Origin of the sequence: Stenotrophomonas sp. HITSZ_GD (assembly GCF_029543105.1) — a bacterium.
In the GTDB taxonomy this organism is placed as follows: domain Bacteria; phylum Pseudomonadota; class Gammaproteobacteria; order Xanthomonadales; family Xanthomonadaceae; genus Stenotrophomonas_A.
In genome coordinates this window covers 107,096-126,172 of the sequence record NZ_JARQXB010000006.1, presented here as the reverse complement: position 1 = coordinate 126,172, position 19,077 = coordinate 107,096, and the positions used below count along the sequence as shown (strand labels likewise).

Sequence of the window (19,077 nt, the reverse complement as noted above, 5' to 3'; positions counted from 1 at the left end):
GGCCATCACGTCATGAATCCGAGCAAAGTCGACCGTAACCGCGTGTCCGTCCTCACCGACCTGCCCAACGTCGGGCCGGCCTGCGCGCAGGACCTGCGCCGCATCGGCATCGACGTGCCGGCCAAGCTGCGTGGGCGCGATGCCTATGACCTGTACACGCTGCTGTGCGTCCAGACCGGGCAGATCCACGATCCGTGCGTGATCGACGTGTTCCTGTCCATCACCCGCTTCCTCGAAGGCGAAGCGGCGCAGCCGTGGTGGGCGTTCACCGCCGAACGCAAACGCGCGCTGGAAGGCGTGGGCGCATGACCGTCCTGGTCACCGGCGCGGCCGGCTTCGTCGGCGCCTACACCTGCCGCGCGCTGGCCGCGCGCGGCGAGCAGGTGGTCGGGCTGGACAACTACAACGACTACTACGATCCGCAGATCAAGCGCGATCGCGTCGCGGCGTTGTGCCCGGACATCGACATCCGTGCCATCGACCTGGCCGACCGCGCGGCGCTGGACGCCTTGTTCGACGAGATCCGGCCCGACCGCGTGGTGCACCTGGCCGCGCAGGCCGGCGTGCGCTATTCGCTGCAGAACCCTTACGCCTACGTGGACAGCAACCTCGTCGGCTTCGTCAACATCCTGGAGCTGTGCCGCCACCGCGGTGTCGCCCACCTGGTGTACGCCTCCAGCAGCTCGGTCTACGGCGATTCGGCCACCCCGCCGTTCTCCGAGGACCAGCGCGTGGACCAGCCGCGCTCGCTCTATGCGGCCACCAAGGCCGCTAACGAGCTGATGGCCTACACCTACGCGCAGCTCTACCAACTGCCAGCCACGGGCCTGCGCTTCTTCACCGTGTACGGCCCCTGGGGCCGCCCGGACATGGCGCCGCTGCTGTTCTCGCGCGCGGTGCTGGCCGGCCGGCCGATCGAGGTGTTCAACGAAGGGAAGATGCAGCGCGACTTCACCCATGTCACCGACATCGTCGCCGGCGTGCTGGGCGCGCTGGACCATCCTTCCGCCGAGGCCACGCCGCACCGGGTGTTCAACCTGGGCAACCACACCCCGGTGGAGCTGGAGCGTTTCATCGCGGTGATCGAGCAGGCCGCCGGGCGGCCGGCGCAGAAGGTCTACAAGCCGATGCAGCCGGGCGACATGGTCCGCACCATGGCCGATACCCGCCGCGCACAGGCGGTGTTCGGCTTCGACCCGGCCACCCCGATCGAAGCCGGCCTGCCGCCGGTCGTACAGTGGTGCCGGGATTATTTCGGCGCCAACGCCTGATTTTCATGCCGGGGTCAGTCGCCCTGGCGAAAATGCGCGGTCCCCATCCTCCACGTACAGCGCGAACGAACGGCCTGACCCATGAGCGAACCCCAACTCTCCGTCGTCGTCCCGGTGTTCAACGAACGCGACAACGTCGCCCCGCTGGTGGGTGAAATCGTCGCCGCGCTGCGCGGGCAGGTGGACTTCGAGATCGTCTACGTGGACGACAACTCGAAGGATGACACGCTGGCCGTACTCGAATCGCTCAAGCTCACCCATCCGGAGCTGCGCGTGCTTCACCACGTGCAGCAGAGCGGGCAGAGCACGGCGGTGCGCAACGGCATCAAGGCCGCGCGCGCGCCCTGGATCGCCACGCTGGATGGCGACGGCCAGAACGACCCGGCCGATATCCCCAAGATGCTGGCCGCGCGCGCGAGCGCCCCGGCGCAGGTGAAGCTGTTCGCCGGCTGGCGGGTGAACCGGCAGGATTCTGGCTCCAAGCGCTGGGCCTCGAAGTGGGCCAACGCGATCCGCGCACGCATGCTGCGCGACGACACGCCCGATACCGGCTGCGGCATCAAGCTGTTCGAGCGCGCCGCGTTCCTGGACCTGCCGTATTTCGACCACATGCACCGCTTCCTGCCCGCGCTGATGCAGCGCGCCGGCTGGAAGACGATCAGCGTGCCGGTGAACCACCGCCATCGCACGGCGGGCGTATCGAAGTACAACAACCTCAACCGCGCGCTGGTCGGCATCCGCGACCTGCGGGGCGTGGCCTGGCTGATCGCCCGCAGCCGCCGTACCGACGTGCAGGAGCGTTGAGATGGAGCTGCACTGGCTCGACCAGCCGCTGACGTGGCTGTACTGGACTGGCCTGCATGTGACCGGCTGGAAGCTGATCGGCTACGTGGGCGCGCTGATGTTCGGCGGCCGCTGGCTGGTGCAGTTCGTCGCGTCCAAGCGGGCGGGCAAGCCGGTGATCCCGCGCCTGTTCTGGTACATGAGCGTGGTCGGCAGCCTGATGACGCTGAGCTACTTCATGTTCTCGGCCAAGCAGGACTCGGTGGGCGTGCTGCAGAACCTGTTCCCCGCGTTCACGGCGTTGTACAGCCTGTACCTGGACATCAAGCATCGCGGCTGGAAGCGGGATCGCGCGACGCATTGAGCGCATAGCGGTTCCCGACCTCGCTGACCGGCCTGCACCGGTAGGAGCGGCTTCAGCCGCGACCTCGGGATAACGAGCCACCCGCCTTCGCCTTCGAACGCAAGGTCGCGTCGCGGCTGAAGCCGCTCCTACAGAAAGCAGCGGAGTGTCGGGCGGCCGGCAGGTGGCAAAGCCCGATATGCCCGGCATGCCTGCGTTTCCACACTGCGGGCATGGACACTCGAAACCCCCCGTGCGGTCACCGCGCCTTGCGCCGCGGCCGCTGCTCCGAAGCCGGCCGTCTCTATCTGATCACCGCCGTCACCGCGCGCCGTCAGCCGTTGTTCGCGGATTGGCGCTGCGCCCGGGCCGCCTGCGCCAGTCTCCATGCGGCCGCCTTGCAGCACGACGCGGAGATGCTCTGCTGGGTCCTGATGCCCGATCACTGGCATGGCCTGGTGCGTGCGGGTGAACACACCGACCTGCTAACTCTGATGCAGGTGCTCAAAGGTGCTTCGGCACGGGCGACGAACCTCGCCCGGGGGCGTGGCGGCGCCGTGTGGGAGCCGGGCTATTGGGCGCGGGCCCTGCGCCAGGAAGCGGATACCGCGACCGCGGCCCGCTACGTCGTCCACAATCCCGTGCGCGCGGGCCTGGTCCGTCGCGCCGCGGAGTATCCCTACTGGGATGCCTTGTGGCTGGATCGCAGGCGGGCGGCATGACGCAGGACTTTCGACCGATGAACCCCGGTCCCGGGCCTGCCATCATCGGGGGCTACTTCCCTCGCAGGCCGCCGTCCCGTGAAAAAGACGCTCGTCTCCGCCCTGACCTTGTCCCTGCTGCTGGGCGTCGCCGCGCCGGCCATGGCCGCCCCTGCCGCTGCACCGGCGTCCCTGGCTGCCGAGAGCAAGGCCGATGCCCAGTTCCGCGCGATCTACGAGAAGGAGTGGAAGTGGCGCCAGGCCGAGACCGGCCAGGCCGACGAGGACAGCGACACCACCGGCGACAACCCGCGCCTGCCCGACGTCTCGCCCGGCGCGCAGCAGGCCCGGCTCAAGGTGTGGGACGAGGTGCTGGCCCAGCTCGACAAGCTGGACGCGCGCCAGCTCTCGGCCGCCAACCAGGTCAACTTGGCGATCTACCGCCCGCAGGTGGAGAACCTCGCCGCCGAAGTGCGCTTCAAGCTGTACGAGATGCCGTTCAACTCGGACAGCTCGTTCTGGTCCAACCTCGGCTTCATGGCGCAGCGGCAGATGCGCACGCCGGCCGAGCTGCGCGCCTACATCGCCCGTCTCGCCGACGTGCCACGCTACTTCGACCAGCAGACCGACAACATGCGCGCCGGCCTGGCCCGCGGTTTCACCGTACCCAAGGCGGTGCTCGACGGTCGCGATGTTTCCATCGCCACCGTCGCCGAGGTGAAGGATCCCGCCGACTCGGCCTTCTATGCGCCGTTCAAGCAGCTGCCGGCCCAGATTCCCGCCGCCGAGCAGGAGAAGCTGCGCGCCGAGGCCAAGGCGGTGATCGCCGGCAAGGTGCTGCCGGCCTACGGCAAGTTGCTGACGTTCTTCCGCGAGGAATACACGCCCAAGGCGCGCACCACGCTGGCCGCCGAGGCACTGCCGGAGGGCAAGGCCTTCTACCAGCAGCAGATCCGCGAATACACCACGCTGGACCTGAGCCCGGAGCAGATCCACCAGATCGGCTTGCAGGAAGTGGCGCGCATCCAGCAGCAGATGGACGCGATCATCAAGGACGTCGGCTTCAAGGGCGACTTTGCCGCGTTCCTGCAGTTCCTGCGCACCGACCCGCAGTTCTACGCCAAGACCCCCCAGGAGCTGCTGGACCGCGCCGCGTGGATCTCCAAGCGCGTGGACGGGCAGGTCGGCAAGCTCATCGGCACGCTGCCGCGCGGGCGCTTCACCATCAAGCCGGTACCGCCGGATATCGCGCCGTTCTGGACCGCCGGCCGCGGCGGGGTCGGCACCTACTGGGTGAACACCTACAACTTGCCCTCGCGCCCGCTGTACAACCTGCCGGCGCTGACGCTGCATGAATCCTCACCAGGCCATTCGCTGCAGGGCGCGCTGGCCGAGGAGCAGGGCGACCAGCCGGCCTTCCGCCGCGAGAACTACATCTCCGCCTATGGCGAGGGCTGGGCGCTCTATACCGAGAAGCTGGGCGAGGAGATGGGCATCTACGAGACGCCCTACGAGGAGTTTGGCAAGCTGACCTACGAGATGTGGCGCGCCTGCCGCCTCGTCATCGACACCGGCGTGCATCACTACGGCTGGAGCCGCGAGCAGGCCCTGGCCTACCTGCGCGACCGCACCGCGCTGAGCGAGCACGAGGTCACCACCGAGGTGGACCGCTACATCTCCTGGCCCGCCCAGGCGTTGAGCTACAAGCTGGGCGAGATCACCATCGTCAAGCTGCGCGGCGAGGCCGAGCAGGCGCTGGGCGAGAAGTTCGACATTCGCGCCTTCCACGATGCGGTGCTGCGCCAAGGCTCGGTGCCGTTGCCGGTGCTGGAGCAGCAGGTGCGAAAGTTCATCGCCGACAGCCAGGCCGCGCCGGGCAAGGGCAAGGCCGCCAGCCATTGAGCGGCGGCCTCGCCGGGGATGTGGATAAGTCTTGCCTCCCGTCCCTGGCGCAGGCATAATGCGCGGCTCGCTGTGCCCGGTTCGACCGGCGTAGTGGCCGGAAGCACGTCCCCCGGCCTGCCTGAAACAGCGTAACTGCTTGATTCTCTTGACGTGTGGTGGCAAGCGCCGCCGGGGCCGCCGTCTCCCGGGCTATGGGTGACCCAATACTTTTCGAGGTGCGCAATGTCCCGCGTATGCCAAGTTTCCGGCAAGCGTGTCCAGACGGGTAACAACGTCTCCCACGCCAACAACAAGACCCGTCGTCGTTTCCTGCCCAACCTGCACGAGCGCCGCTTCTGGGTGGCCAGCGAGAACCGCTGGGTCAAGCTTCGTGTTTCCGCGCACGCGCTGCGCACCATCGACAAGAACGGCATCGACGCCGTTCTGGCTGAGCTGCGTGCGCGCGGCGAAAAGGTCTGAGGAGTAAAGCATCATGGCAGGCAAGCGTGACAAGGTCCGTATGATTTCCTCGGCCGGTACCGGCCACTTCTACACGACCGACAAGAACAAGAAGAACACTCCGAACAAGATGGAGTTCCTCAAGTACGATCCGGTCGTGCGCAAGCATGTGATCTACAAGGAAGGCAAGATCAAGTGAGGCAAGCCGGGCGCCCCGCGCGTCCGACCCCCGCGATCCGCGTCCTCGACAAGCCCGCCCTCCGGCGGGCTTCGTCGTTTCCGGTGCCTGCACCCGCGCACGCCGATCCCGTGCACCAGCCCGCGCTTGCGGCAGAATCGGCCGACGCACCGGAGAAACGCGCATGCTGCCCGACTGGCTGGAAGGCACCTGGCTGTTGGCCCTGGACTGGCTGATCCGCCTGGGTGCGCTGTGCTGGATTCCCGCCCGCACCACGCCGGGCGCCGCGCGCAGCTGGCTGTTGCTGGTCGGCTTCGTGCCGCTGCTCGGCCTGCCGCTGTACTTGTTGTTCGGGCATCCGTGGTTATCGCGCCAGCGTATCGCCCGGCAGGCGCAAGCCTCGCAGGTCATCCGCGAGCAGCAGGCGCCGCTGGTCGCCCTGCGCTGGACGCCGCAGGTGGACACCGCCAGCAACGAAATCGCCCCGCTGGTCGAGCGCCAGGGTGATTTCATGCCCACGCGCGGCAACGGCGTGGTGCTGCTCGACGACTACCGCGCCTCGCTGGCTGCCTTGATCGCCGATATCGACGGTGCTCGCGAGCGCGTGCACCTGCTGTACTACCTGATGTTCGACGATGCGGTCGGCGAGGCCGTGGTCGAAGCGCTGTTGCGGGCCGCCGCCCGCGGCGTACGTTGCCGCCTGCTGCTCGACGCCGTGGGCGCCAAGCGCGCGTTGCGCCGTTACCGCCGCCGGCTCGTACGGGGCGGTGTGGACGTGCAGGCCTTGCTCCCCGGCGGGCTGCGCTGGCGCCGCAGCGGGCGCATGGACCTGCGCAACCACCGCAAGATCGCCGTGATCGACAATCGCCTGGGGTACATCGGCTCGCAAAACCTGGCCGAGCCGGACTTCGTGCCCGGCCATCCCAACCGCGAACTTGTCGCGCGCGTGCATGGGCCGGTGGTAAACCACCTCGAAGCGGTGTTCGCCAGCGACTGGTTCCTGGAGACCGGCGAGCGGCTGGAAGTCATCGCCGATGCGCCTTACGACGCCGGGGACGTCCCCACCCAGGTGCTGCCGAGCGGTCCTGCATATCCCTACGAGAACGCGCGCGACGCGGTGAATGCGCTGATCCATCTGGCGCGCCGCAAGGTCGTGTTGGTCACGCCCTATTTCGTGCCGGACGAGGCCACGCTGAGCGCGCTGCGCATCGCGGCCGTGTCGGGTGTGGAGGTGCAGCTGATCCTGTCGGAGAGCAACAACCAGCGCCTCACCGCCTGGGCGCAGGAGGCCTACTACGACGAGCTGCTGCGCGCCGGGGTGAAGATCGCCCTGTACCGCCCGCATTTCCTCCACGCCAAGCACCTGAGCGTGGACGAGGACATCGCCGTGCTGGGCTCGATCAACCTGGATATCCGCTCCTTCGCACTCAATGCCGAGATCGGGCTGTTGTGCTACGACCGCGGCATCGTCGAGCAGCTGCGCCGCATCGAGCAGGACTACCTGGCCGACGCGCGCGTGCTCGAACTGCCCGGCTGGCGCCAGCGCCCGGCCTGGCGCCGCAGCCGCGAAGGCATCGCGCGCCTGGCCGATGCGCTGATGTAGCCGGCGGGCGGCGCCGCATCGCCTACAATTGATGGGTGAACATGCCGTCGTTTCCGCAGACCCATGACATCGCCGTGATCGGCGGTGGCGCCAGTGGCGTGATGGTCGCGCTCCAGTTGCTGCGCCATGCGACCGGGCCGCTGCGCATTGCCTTGATCGAGCCGCAGCCGATCCTGGCCGATGGGGTGGCATATGCCACGCGCCGCCCCGAACACCTGCTCAACGTGCCGGCCGGCAAGATGAGCGCCTTTCCCGAGCAGCCAGGGGATTTCGTCGACTATCTGCGCGCGGTGGGCGCGTTGGATCTGCCGGCCGAAGCGATCGCGCCGCGGTACATGCCGCGCCTCCACTACGGTGCCTACCTGCGCGAACGGCTGGCGCAGGCGCAAGCCGCGAGCCCGGCGACGCTGGAGGTCTTCGCCACCCGCGTGACGAGCCTGTCGCCGCAGGCTGGCAGCCAGCTGCTGCACCTGCACGACGGCGGCAGCCTCGTCGCCGCCGAGGTAGTGCTGGCGGTCGGCAACGCGCTGCGTCCGTTGCCGTTGCGCGGCGCCACCGCGCTGGCCGCCGCGCAGCGCGTGGAAGCCTGGGATACGCCGGCCGTGGCCGCCATTCCCGCGGAGGCTGCCGTGGCGATCATCGGCTCGGGCCTGAGCATGGTCGATGCCGTCGTCACGCTGGCCGAGCAGGGCCACCGCGGTGCGATCCACGTGATCTCGCGGCACGGGCTGATGCCCCTGCCGCATGCCGATGCGGCGCCGTTCGACTTCGACCCCGAACCCCTGCTCGCGCTGCCGCTGCGTGCCCGCATGCGTGCCCTGCGCGCGCAGGTGGCGCGGGCCGCCGCGCAGGGGCAACCGTGGCAGGCGGTGATGGAAAGGATCCGGCCACTGGGCCAGGCGCTGTGGCGGCGGTTGTCGCAGGCCGACCAGCGGCGTTTCCTGCGCCATGGGGTGCGCTATTGGGATGTCCACCGCCATCGCATCGATGCGTGCATCCATGCCCGCCTGCAGTCGCTGCGCGATGCCGGCCAGCTGCGCCTGCACCGCTCGCGCGTGGATACGGCCTGGACGGCGGGCGCGTGCGTGCGCATCGAGGGCCGCGAACATGACGGCGCGCCGCTTCGCCTCGAAGTCCAGCGGGTGATCAATGCCACCGGCGTGGAGATGCGCGTGCAGGCCATGCGCAATCCGCTGCTGCAGCAACTGGTGGGCGAAGGCGTGGCCGCGCCCGGCCCGCACGGCATCGGCCTGGACAGCGATGACGCTGGCCGGGTGCTCGATGCCGCGGGCCATGCGCATGAACGCCTTCACGTGATGGGCAGCCTGCGGATCGGCACGTTGTGGGAAAGCCTGGCCGTGCCGGAGCTGCGCGCGCAGGCGGCCGCGCTGGCGGGCACGCTGCTCGCGTCGCGCTGACACGCCGGACGCGCCAAGCCGGTAAAATGGGGCGGTGGATGTCTCTCACCTGCTCGATCACCTGAACCCCGCCCAGCGCGAGGCCGTTTCCGCCCCTCCCGGTCATTACCTGGTGCTGGCCGGCGCCGGCTCCGGCAAGACGCGCGTGCTCACCCATCGCATCGCCTGGCTCAACGAAGTCCAGGGCGTGCCCACCCACGGCATCTTCGCGGTGACCTTCACCAACAAGGCCGCCGGCGAGATGCGCCACCGTGCCGACCTGCAGCTGCGCAACGGCAGCCGCGGCATGTGGATCGGCACCTTCCACGGGCTGGCGCATCGCCTGCTGCGCCTGCACTGGCAGGACGCCAAGCTGCCGGAAGGTTTCCAGGTCATGGATTCGGACGACCAGCTGCGCCTGGTCAAGCGCGTGGTGCAGGGCCTGGAGCTCGACGAGACCCGCTACCCGCCCAAGCAGATCGCCTGGTGGATCAACCAGCAGAAGGACGAGGGCCGCCGGCCGCAGCACATCCAGCCCGAGCCTCGCGACGACTGGACCGAGACCCTGCGCCAGGCCTACGCCGACTACCAGGCGCGCTGCGACCGCGCGGGCCTGGTCGATTTCGCCGAGCTGCTGCTGCGCGCGCACGAATTGCTGCGCGACAACGCGGCGCTGCTGGCGCACTACCGCGCGCGCTTCCGCGAGATCCTGGTCGACGAATTCCAGGACACCAATGCCATCCAGTACGCCTTCGTGCGCGTGCTGGCCGGCGACACCGGCCACGTGTTCGTGGTGGGCGACGACGACCAGGCGATCTATGGCTGGCGTGGCGCCAAGGTGGAGAACGTGCAGCGCTTCCTGCGCGATTTCCCGGGCGCGCAGACCATCCGGCTCGAACAGAACTACCGTTCCACCGCCAACATCCTCGGCGCCGCCAATGCGGTGATCGCGCACAACCCGGACCGCATCGGCAAGCAGCTGTGGACCGACAGCGGCGACGGCGACCCGATCGATCTGTACGCCGCCTACAACGAGACCGACGAAGCGCGCTACGTGGTGGAGCGCGCCCGCCAATGGGTGCGCGACGGCGGCAGCTACGGCGATGTCGCCGTGCTCTACCGCAGCAACGCGCAGTCGCGCGCGCTGGAAGAGGCTTTGATCGCCGAGCAGGTGCCGTACCGCGTATACGGCGGCATGCGCTTTTTCGAGCGCGCGGAAATCAAGGACGCGCTGGCCTATCTGCGCCTGCTCGCCAACCGTGACGACGACGCGGCCTTCGAGCGCGCGGTGAACACGCCCACCCGCGGCATCGGCGACCGCACGCTGGACGAAGTGCGCCGGCTGGCGCGCGCCCGCGCGCTGTCGCTGTGGGAGGCGTCGATGCTCAGCACCCAGGCGGGCGAGCTGAACGCGCGCGCGCGCAATGCCTTGGCCGGCTTCCTCAACCTCGTCCAGCAGCTGTCTTTCGAGACCGGCGCGATGGAACTGAAGGAGCGCATCGACCACGTGCTGCTGCGTTCCGGGCTGCGCGAGTACTGGGCCAAGGAGAGCCGCGGCGGGCTGGATTCGGAATCGCGTACCGAGAACCTCGACGAACTCGTGTCGGTGGCCTCGCGCTTCGTCCGCCCGGACGACGAGGACGAGGCGGCGCAAGGCATGACCGAGCTGGTCGCCTTTTTGGCCTACGCCTCCCTGGAGGCGGGCGAAGGGCAGGCGCAGGCCGGCGAGGACGGCGTGCAGCTGATGACCCTGCATTCGGCCAAGGGCCTGGAATTCCCGCTGGTGTGCCTCACGGGCATGGAGGATGGCCTGTTCCCCAGCGCACGTTCGCTGGAGGAAAGCGGGCGCCTGGAGGAGGAACGCCGGCTGGCGTACGTGGGTATCACCCGCGCCCGCCAGAAGCTGCTGCTGTGCTACGCCGAATCGCGCCGCATCCACGGCCAGGACAACTACAACGTGCCCTCGCGCTTCCTGCGCGAGATTCCGCGCAACCTGCTCAACGAGGTGCGCCCGCGCGTGCAGATCTCCCGGCCCGCGTCGATCGGCGCCGGCCGGCCCTCGGTGGCCGCCATCGAGACGCCGCTGATTGCCCTGGGCGCCAACGTCACCCACCCCAAGTTCGGTGGCGGCGTGATCACCGACTACGAAGGCAGCGGCGCGCATGCGCGCGTGCAGGTGCAGTTCGACGAAGTTGGCGCCAAATGGCTGGTGCTGGCGTACGCCAACCTCACGGTGATCTGAGACGGTCGTGGCGGGCACGTTGCCTTGATCCGGATCAACGCATCATGGCCGGGGAAGTCGTGAAATCATCCCCGAACCCGTCGCCGGACGGACGCACAGGAGCGATGCCATGTACAAGCGCATTCTGATTGCCCTCGATGGTTCCGAGCTCGCCCAGCGCGGCCTGCAACACGGCCTGGCGCTGGCCAAGGCGACCGGCGCGCAGGTGGACGTGGTGACAGTGTCCGAACCCTGGGCGATGGGCATGTACGACGCCATGGGCTGGAGCGTGGGCTACGAGGCCAGCCCGGAATACCGCAAGGAACGCGAGGAGGGCGCCCAAGCCATCCTGCAGCCGGCCCTGGAAGCGGCCCATGCGGCGGGCGTGGCGGCGACGCCGCGCCATGTGCTGGATCGCTATGCCGCCGAGGGCATCATCGACACCGCGAAGGAATGCGGCAGCGACCTGATCGTGATGACTTCGCACGGCCGCCGCGGCATGAGCCGCGTGCTGCTCGGCAGCCAGACCACCGAGGTACTGACCCATAGCGGCGTGCCGGTGCTGGTGATCCGCTGAGGAGCGGCAGGCGGCAACGTACGAAAACCAGCCTGCAGGACGAGCTCAGCCGCGACCCGACCTTCCAGGCGGTCGCGGCTGAAGCCGCTCCTACAAGGAAACGCTCAAGACACCCAACGCCTCACCAGCTGTAGAGCTTCCAGTACACCGGGGACACGCCATCCTTGTCGTTGTCCATGTGGCCGTCGCCGTCGCGGTCGTAGAGGTAGTACGTGGCGCCGCGCACCGGGGTGATCTTCACCATGCGGACCTGGCCGGCCACGCGGTATTCGTCGATGCGGTCGCCGTTGTCCATGGTCTTGCTGGTGACATCGGCGTTGCGCAGGTCCACGGGCGCGCCGCCGGGGCCGACCATGCCGCCGCCGCTGGCGCAGCCGGCGAGGGAGGCGGCCAGCACGCTGGCCAGCACAAGGGCAGTGTTCTTCATCGGTGGCGCTCCTGGAACCCGGGAAGCCGATTATGCGCGAGGCCCGCGGGACGGGGGCGTAGAATCGTGCGATGAGCAGACTAGTCCTGATCGACGGTTCCAGTTACCTGTACCGTGCCTTCCACGCACTGCCGCCGTTGACCAACGCGGAAGGCGAGCCCACCGGCGCGCTGTTCGGTGTGGTCAACATGTTGCGCGCCACCCTCAAGGAGCGGCCGGAGTACGTCGCCTTCGTGGTCGACGCCCCCGGCAAGACCTTCCGCGACGACCTCTATCCCGCCTACAAGGCCAACCGCGCCGCCATGCCGGACGACCTGCGCGCGCAGGTGCTGCCGATGTGCGACATCGTGCAGGCGCTGGGCATCCCGATCCTGCGCGAGGACGGCGTGGAAGCCGACGACGTCATCGGCACGCTGGCCCTGCAGGGCGCGGCCGACGGCCTGGACGTGACCATCTCCACCGGCGACAAGGACTTCGCCCAGCTCGTGCGCCCGGGCGTGCGCCTGGTCAACACCATGACCGGCAGCCAGATGGACTCGGACGAGGCGGTGATGGCGAAGTTCGGCGTGCGCGCCGACCAGATCGTCGACCTGCTCGCGCTGATGGGCGACGCGGTGGACAACGTCCCCGGCGTGGAGAAGTGCGGCCCCAAGACCGCCGCCAAGTGGCTGGCCGAGTACGGCACGCTGGACGGCGTGATGGCCCAGGCCGAGGGCATCAAGGGCAAGATCGGCGAAAACCTGCGGGCCGCGTTGCCGCGCCTGCCGCTCAACCGCACCCTGGTGACGATCAAGACCGACGTGCCGCTGCCCGGTGGACCGCGCACCCTGGCGCTGCGCGAGCGCGATGCCGAGGCGCTGGCCGGGCTGTATCGCCGCTACGGCTTTACCCAGGCGCTGCGGGAGCTGGAAGGCGGCGCCGGCGTGGGTGCCACGCTGGCCGAGAAGGAACCGGGGCAGGCGCGCGGCCGCGGCTTCGCCGCCGCGGCGTCCACGGCTCCGGTGGCCGGCCTGGATCCGGCGCTCGCCGCGCAGGGCAGCTACGAGACGATCCTCACGATCGAACAGCTGGAAACCTGGATCGCGCGCCTGCGCGCGGCCGGGCAGTTCGCCTTCGATACCGAGACCGACAGCCTGGACCCCATGCAGGCGCGCCTGGTCGGCCTGAGCTTCAGCGACACGCCGCAGCAGGGCGCCTACCTGCCGCTGGCCCACGATTACCCGGGCGCGCCCGCCCAGCTGCCCATGGCGCAGGCGCTGGACCTGCTGCGGCCGCTGCTGGCCGACCCGGCCGTGCGCAAGCTCGGTCAGCACGGCAAGTACGACCTGCACGTGATGCGCCGGCATGGCATCGCGCTGGCGGGCTATGCCGACGACACGCTGCTGGAGAGCTTCGTGCTCAACTCCGGCATCGCCCGCCACGACATGGACACCTTGGCCAAGCGCTACCTCGGCTACGACACCGTCAAGTACGAGGATGTCGCCGGCAAGGGCGCCAAGCAGATTCCGTTCTCGCACGTGGCCATCGACGATGCCACGAAGTACGCCGCGGAAGATGCCGACATCACCTTGCGCCTGCATCGCGTGCTGGCGCCGCAGCTGGCCGCCGAGGCCGGGCTGGAGAAGGTGTATCGCGAAATCGAGATGCCGCTGGTGCCGGTGCTCGAGCGCATCGAGGCCAATGGCGTGCGCGTGGACGCCGACGAGTTGCGCCGGCAGAGCGCCGATCTCTCCAAGCGCATGCTCGCCGCGCAGCAGAAGGCCACCGAACTGGCCGGGCGCACCTTCAACCTGGATTCGCCCAAGCAGCTGCAGGCGCTGCTGTTCGACGAGCTGGGCCTGCCGGCCGTGGTGAAGACGCCCAAGGGCCAGCCTTCCACCAACGAGGAGGCGCTGGAGGCCATCGCCGAGCAGCACGAGCTGCCGCGGGTGATCCTCGAATACCGCGGGCTGGCGAAGCTGCGCAGCACCTACACCGACAAGCTGCCGGAGATGATCGACCCGGACAGCGGGCGCGTGCACACCAGTTACCACCAGGCCGGCGCGGCAACCGGGCGCCTGTCCTCCACTGACCCGAACCTGCAGAACATCCCGATCCGCACCGACGACGGCCGCCGCATCCGCCGCGCGTTCGTCGCGCCGCCCGGGCGCCAGCTGCTGGCGTGCGACTACTCGCAGATCGAGCTGCGCATCATGGCGCACCTGTCCGAGGACAAGGGCCTGGTGGGTGCGTTCGAATCCGGCGCCGACGTGCACCGTGCCACCGCGGCGGAAGTGTTCGGCCGCGCGATCGCCGATGTCACTGCGAACGAGCGCCGCGCCGCCAAGGCGATCAACTTCGGCCTGATGTACGGCATGAGCGCCTTCGGCCTGGCCCGGCAGCTGGGCATCGGGCGTGGCGAGGCGCAGGACTACATCGCGCTGTACTTCAGCCGCTACCCTGGCGTGCGCGACTTCATGGAGAGCACCCGCCAGCAGGCCCGCGAGAAGGGCTACGTGGAAACGGTGTTCGGCCGTCGGCTGTATCTGGAATACATCAACAGCGGCAGCCAGGGCCAGCGCGCTGGTGCAGAGCGCGCGGCAATCAATGCGCCGATGCAGGGCACGGCGGCGGACATCATCAAGCGCGCGATGGTGGCGGTGGACGGTTGGCTGGCCGCGCACCGCGAGCGCGCGCTGATGATCCTGCAGGTGCACGACGAACTGGTGTTCGAGGCCGATGCGGATTTCATCGAAACGCTGCGCACGCAGGCCACTACGCTGATGGCAGGCGCCGCGCAGCTGCGCGTGCCGCTGGTGGTGGATGCAGGCGTGGGCGGAAACTGGGACGAAGCACACTGATGAATGCGCCGCACTTTCCACCCCCGTGAGAAAGTGCGGCGCAATGCATCAGGAAAAGCAACGTGAAACTGTCAGGAATCAATGAATCCGTCCTTAATCCGACGAATTCTTAACCCAAATCTTCACGATCTATCAATGTCCGAAATGGTGTTATAGCCCTCGACAGGCGCAACGCCTGTCGCGGATCTCTCCCATCCCCTGGAGCAGATCTCTGGAACGGCGACTCCTCCCCAAGTTTCCGTTCCCTGGCCCCGCTGACCTCCCCCTGGTCCGCGGGGCTTTTTATTTTCCGAACGCCGGTATTTTGACCGACACGCTGAACGCGAACCGTGCGGTATTTCACCAAAATAAACGACCGTCATTCAGTTGACGCGCTTAATGGCTGAATGCGTTGGAATTACTCGCGCTGCATCACGTTTGGCGCGCCAGCTTCCCGGCGCAGCTCAGCCCAGCCAATCGCGCGGCATCAGATAGTCCGCCAATCGCGCCTCGGGGCTGCCGGCCTCCGGCGTGTAGCCGTACTCCCAGCGCACGCGGGGCGGCAGGCTCATCAGGATGCTCTCCGCGCGACCGCCGCTCTGCAGGCCGAACAGCGTGCCGCGGTCGTACACCAGGTTGAACTCCACGTAGCGCCCGCGGCGGTATTCCAGGAAGGCGCGCTCGCGTTCGCCATACGGGGTGTCCTTGCGGCGTGCCACGATCGGCAGGTAGGCGTCCAGGAAGCCGTCGCCCACCGCCCGCAGGTAGGCGAAGTCCCGTTCGAAGTCACCGTGCAGGTCGTCGAAGAACAGGCCGCCCACCCCGCGCGTTTCGTTGCGGTGGCGCAGGAAGAAGTATTCGTCGCACCAGCGCTTGTGCGCGGCGTAGCGGTCCTCGCCGAAGGGCGCGCACAGCTGCTGCGCGGTGCGGTGCCAGTGCAGCACGTCCTCGTCGTAGGGGTAGAACGGGGTGAGGTCGAAGCCGCCGCCGAACCACGCCGCCACGGCCTGGCCGTCGCGCTCGGCGCGGAAGTAGCGCACGTTGGCGTGGGTGGTCGGCAGGTAGGGGTTGCGCGGGTGGAACACCAGCGATACGCCCGTGGCGCGCCAGGTCGCGCCGGCCAGCTCGGGCCGATGCGCGCTGGCCGAGGGCGGCAGCTTCGAGCCGCATACGTCGGAAAAGCCGATGCCGGCCTGTTCGAACACCGCGCCCTCGCGCAGCACGCGCGTGCGGCCGCCACCGCCTTCGGCGCGCTGCCAGGCGTCCTCCTGGAAGGTGGCCGAGCCGTCGGCGGCCTCGATGGCCTGGCAGATGCGGTCCTGCAGACCGGTCAGGTAGTCGCGTACGCGGTGGAAGTCGTCCATGCCGCCATTCTAGCGAGGCGGCCGCGCGCCCCGCTCAGCGGGTGAACTCGGCGCGGATGCCCGGCCGGCACAGCTGCCAGATGATGCCGGCATGCACCGCGGCGATCGTCAGCGCGCTGATCCACGCCATTAGCCGCACCGCGGCGAGCATCGGCGCACCGGCATCGAGCAGCTGCGCCGTCGCCTCCGCGCCGGACGCCGGCGCCAGCGTCAGCGTGCCCAGCGCCATCTCCACCAACGCGTCGGCGAGCGGGATGGCGGCGAAGTTCGCCAGCGCGACCAGCGCCAGGAGCGCGATGAACGCCACGCGCGCCCATTCGCGCCGCTGCAGCAGCGCCCAGGAAATCCACGCCACCCCCAGCGAGGCGATCGCCCCCAGCACCGACAGCGCGACCAGGTGCGCCCCCAGCCAGGCCAGCGACGCGGGCACCGGCGTGCCGGGCGGCAGTAGCGCGCTGAAATCGGTCAGCCCCGGGAGCGCCAGCGCCATTGCCGCCTGCAGCGCGCTGCAGGCGGCGCTCATCAGCGCCATCGCCAGGCTCAGCCAGGCCATCACGGTGACGAAGCTGCTGCGTGGCGCGGGCGAAGGCGGGGGCATGGTCATGCGCGGATTCCTGCGAAAGGACAGAAAAACAAACGCCGGCGTGCGCCGGCGTTTGTAGGGTCGCTGCGGGCGAGCTTACTTCACCTGCTCCTCGAACAGCTTGAGGATGCGCTTGTACTCGTCCAGCCAGGAGTCGGCCCGGGTGAAGCCGTGGCGCTCCAGCGGGTAGGGCGCGATCTCCCAGTTGTCCTTGTGCAGCTCGATCAGCTTCTGCGTCATGTCCACCGAGTCCTTGAAGAACACGTTGTCATCGACCATGCCGTGCGCGATCAGCAAGTGGTCGCGCATGCCTTCGGCGTAGTGGATCGGCGAGGAGGTCTTGTACGCCTCCGGGTCCAGTTCCGGCGTGTTGAGGATGTTGGAGGTGTACTCGTGGTTGTACTGCATCCAGTCGCCCACCGGGCGCAGCGCGGCGCCGGCCTTGAAGGTGCCCGGGGCGCGGAACAGCGCCATGTAGGTCATGAAGCCGCCGTACGAGCCGCCGTAGATGCCGGCGCGCGCGCGGTCGCCCTGCTTGTGGGCCACCAGCCAGTCCAGGCCGTCCAGGTAATCCTCCAGCTCGGGGTGGCCCATGTTGCGGTAGATCGCCGTGCGCCAGTCGCGGCCGTAGCCTTCCGAGGCGCGGTAATCCAGGTCGAGCACGATGTAGCCCTTCTGCACCAGCAGGTTGTGGAACATCTGCTCGCGGAAGTACGGCGTGTAGCGCTCGGACACGTTCTGCAGGTAGCCGGCGCCATGCACGAACATCACGATCGGATACTGCTTGCCGGCCTCCGGATTCGCGGGGCCGTAGTACTTGCCCCACACCACGCCGGCGCCGTGCTTGGAGGGCACCTGCACGTACTGCGGCTGCACCCAGTCCTGCGCCTTGAACTGCGGCGTGCGGGTGTCGGTGAGCACGCGCGCCTGGCCGCCGGCCGCCGGCACCACCGCCAGCTGCGGCGGCAGGTAGCTGCCGGAGTAACGCACCAGCAGCTGCTGGCCGTTGGGCGAGACGCTGAAATCCTCCACGCCGTCGAGCGCGGTCACTTCGCTCACCTGGTCGTTGGCCAGGTCCAGCTTGCAGACCTCGTAGTCGCCCGGCCACTTCTGGTTGCAGACGAAGAAAAAGCCCTGGCCGTCGGCCGTGGGCATCGGCGCGGAAACTTCCCACTTGCCGCGGGTGCGCTGGCGCGGCTTGCCGCCTTCGGCCACGGTGTACAGGTGCGAATAGCCCGATTCTTCGGAGAGCAGCCACAGCGTGCGGTTGTCCGCCAGCCAGCCGAAATCGTTGAAGCTCCAGTTGATCCACGCGTTGTCGGTGAGGCGGTGGCGCGGGACCAGCTTGGCCTTGTCCAGGTCCACGCTGGCAATCCAGCGGTCCTTGTTGTCCACCGCGCGGATCTCCACCGCCGCGTTGCGGCCGTCGTCGCTCCAGTGGACCGCCGGGCCGCTGCCGTCGCCGTCGCTTTCGATGCGCACGGCGCGGTTGCCCTTCAGCGGGTCGCGCTTGGCGGCCTTGCGCAGCGCGGCCAGCGGGTCGGTGGCGATGCCCGGCAGCGCATCGAACTTCAGCTCGGTGGCGCTGCCGGCGGCGGTATCCACCAGCCACAGCGTGTGCGCCACCGGGTTGTTGCGGCCCACGCGGGTACGCACTTCCTGGAATTCCTCGTAACCGGATTCGGTCACGTACTTGGGCATCTTGCCGGCCTGGCCCTCGTCGGCGCCCTTGGCCTGGGTCACCACCAGCAGGTGGCGGCCATCGGGCGACAGGGCGCTGTCGACGATCTCCACGTCGTCGCCCAGGTACACCGGCCCGGCGGCGCGGGTGGGGTCGGCCTTGCGCCAGGCATCTTCCTGGCTGCGCAGGGCGTCGCGCTGTTCCTTGTCCTTGCGCAGCGTGGCCAGCGTGGCCAGCTGTTGCTCGCGCAGTACGTCGGCCTTGGGCGTGGCGTTGGGGTCGCGCGCGGCCTTCACCACGGCCACCTGGCTGGTGCCGCCACCCGGCGCCCAGTGGTACCAGTCATTGCCGGCGCGCCAGATCACGCCGCCGTCGCTGGCGAACTGCGGCCGCGATTCGGTCTCGTTGCTGCGGGTCAGCTGGGTCAGCGCGCCCGAGCGCAGGTCGCGCAGGAAGATGTCGCCGTTGCGGGCGAACACCATGCGCTGGCGCTGGGCGTCATAAGCGGGATTGGCGGCATCCAGGCCGGCGCGCTCGTTGTCGCCCACGCGCTGGGCGGCGCCGCCGCCTAGCGGCTGGCGGAAGGTATCGCGCACCGGGCTGCCGCTGCGCTTGAGCTGGTACTGCACCTGTTGGCCATCCCACTGCCACCAGGCGTTGTCGACGCCGGGACCGATCCAGTCGGGGTCGGCCATCACCTGTTCGATGGTGAGCGGCGCGGGGGCGGGCTGGGCGCTCGCGCTGGCGGCGAGCAGCAGCAGGGACAACGGCAGCAGCTTGGGCATG

At 68.8% G+C, this 19,077-nt stretch carries 17 protein-coding genes; 13 read left to right on the top strand and 4 right to left on the bottom strand.

Annotated elements, in window-relative coordinates:
* The first annotated feature begins 12 nt into the window (after positions 1-12).
* The 12 genes from P6166_RS08375 to P6166_RS08320 all read left to right on the top strand — a co-directional run bounded on the left by P6166_RS08375 (position 13) and on the right by P6166_RS08320 (position 11,417).
* Positions 13-309 carry a helix-hairpin-helix domain-containing protein gene (locus P6166_RS08375; protein WP_277764014.1) on the top strand — a complete coding sequence of 99 codons (297 nt, stop codon included), beginning with the start codon at positions 13-15 and terminating at the stop codon, positions 307-309.
* Positions 306-1,271, top strand: a complete 966-nt coding sequence (locus P6166_RS08370; RefSeq protein WP_277764013.1) for an NAD-dependent epimerase/dehydratase family protein — start codon at positions 306-308, stop codon at positions 1,269-1,271. Before P6166_RS08375 ends, P6166_RS08370 begins: the two co-directional genes overlap by 4 nt.
* 81 nt (positions 1,272-1,352) lie before the next feature.
* The gene (locus P6166_RS08365) at positions 1,353-2,075 is read left to right on the top strand and encodes a glycosyltransferase family 2 protein (RefSeq protein ID WP_277764012.1); all 723 of its coding nucleotides are present in this window, start codon (positions 1,353-1,355) and stop codon (positions 2,073-2,075) included.
* 1 nt (position 2,076) lies between these two features.
* Positions 2,077-2,418, top strand: a complete 342-nt coding sequence (locus P6166_RS08360; RefSeq protein WP_277764011.1) for a lipid-A-disaccharide synthase N-terminal domain-containing protein — start codon at positions 2,077-2,079, stop codon at positions 2,416-2,418.
* A 248-nt stretch (positions 2,419-2,666) separates the two neighbouring features.
* The gene (locus P6166_RS08355) at positions 2,667-3,119 is read left to right on the top strand and encodes a transposase (RefSeq protein ID WP_277764010.1); all 453 of its coding nucleotides are present in this window, start codon (positions 2,667-2,669) and stop codon (positions 3,117-3,119) included.
* Between the two features lie 78 nt (positions 3,120-3,197).
* Positions 3,198-5,000, top strand: coding sequence for a DUF885 family protein (locus tag P6166_RS08350; RefSeq protein ID WP_277764009.1), 1,803 nt, complete (start codon positions 3,198-3,200; stop codon positions 4,998-5,000).
* A gap of 225 nt (positions 5,001-5,225) precedes the next feature.
* On the top strand, positions 5,226-5,462 hold the full coding sequence (gene rpmB, locus P6166_RS08345) for a 50S ribosomal protein L28 (RefSeq protein WP_265128248.1): 237 nt from the start codon (positions 5,226-5,228) through the stop codon (positions 5,460-5,462).
* A 10-nt stretch (positions 5,463-5,472) separates the two neighbouring features.
* Complete coding sequence (rpmG, locus tag P6166_RS08340) at positions 5,473-5,640, top strand: 50S ribosomal protein L33 (RefSeq protein ID WP_207221063.1); 168 nt, start codon at positions 5,473-5,475, stop codon at positions 5,638-5,640.
* 163 nt (positions 5,641-5,803) lie between these two features.
* Entirely contained in the window at positions 5,804-7,222 is a 1,419-nt protein-coding gene (cls, locus tag P6166_RS08335; RefSeq protein ID WP_277764008.1) for a cardiolipin synthase, read from the top strand.
* Between the two features lie 41 nt (positions 7,223-7,263).
* On the top strand, positions 7,264-8,640 hold the full coding sequence (locus P6166_RS08330; RefSeq protein WP_277764007.1) for an FAD/NAD(P)-binding protein: 1,377 nt from the start codon (positions 7,264-7,266) through the stop codon (positions 8,638-8,640).
* A 34-nt stretch (positions 8,641-8,674) separates the two neighbouring features.
* On the top strand, positions 8,675-10,861 hold the full coding sequence (gene uvrD, locus P6166_RS08325; RefSeq protein ID WP_277764006.1) for a DNA helicase II: 2,187 nt from the start codon (positions 8,675-8,677) through the stop codon (positions 10,859-10,861).
* A 109-nt stretch (positions 10,862-10,970) separates the two neighbouring features.
* On the top strand, positions 10,971-11,417 hold the full coding sequence (locus P6166_RS08320) for a universal stress protein (RefSeq protein ID WP_277764005.1): 447 nt from the start codon (positions 10,971-10,973) through the stop codon (positions 11,415-11,417).
* A 121-nt stretch (positions 11,418-11,538) separates the two neighbouring features.
* Here the strand turns inward: P6166_RS08320 and P6166_RS08315 are convergent, their stop codons facing one another.
* The gene (locus P6166_RS08315; RefSeq protein WP_277764067.1) at positions 11,539-11,772 is read right to left on the bottom strand and encodes a DUF2782 domain-containing protein; all 234 of its coding nucleotides are present in this window, start codon (positions 11,770-11,772) and stop codon (positions 11,539-11,541) included.
* A gap of 143 nt (positions 11,773-11,915) precedes the next feature.
* On the opposite strand from P6166_RS08315, the gene polA reads away from it, so the two are divergent.
* Positions 11,916-14,684, top strand: coding sequence for a DNA polymerase I (gene polA / locus P6166_RS08310; RefSeq protein ID WP_277764004.1), 2,769 nt, complete (start codon positions 11,916-11,918; stop codon positions 14,682-14,684).
* A gap of 443 nt (positions 14,685-15,127) precedes the next feature.
* Here the strand turns inward: polA and hemF are convergent, their stop codons facing one another.
* The 3 genes from hemF to P6166_RS08295 all read right to left on the bottom strand — a co-directional run bounded on the left by hemF (position 15,128) and on the right by P6166_RS08295 (position 19,076).
* The gene (gene hemF / locus P6166_RS08305; RefSeq protein WP_277764003.1) at positions 15,128-16,027 is read right to left on the bottom strand and encodes an oxygen-dependent coproporphyrinogen oxidase; all 900 of its coding nucleotides are present in this window, start codon (positions 16,025-16,027) and stop codon (positions 15,128-15,130) included.
* A 34-nt stretch (positions 16,028-16,061) separates the two neighbouring features.
* On the bottom strand, positions 16,062-16,631 hold the full coding sequence (locus tag P6166_RS08300) for a hypothetical protein (protein ID WP_277764002.1): 570 nt from the start codon (positions 16,629-16,631) through the stop codon (positions 16,062-16,064).
* A 75-nt stretch (positions 16,632-16,706) separates the two neighbouring features.
* On the bottom strand, positions 16,707-19,076 hold the full coding sequence (locus P6166_RS08295; RefSeq protein ID WP_277764001.1) for a S9 family peptidase: 2,370 nt from the start codon (positions 19,074-19,076) through the stop codon (positions 16,707-16,709).
* Position 19,077: the final 1 nt, after the last annotated feature.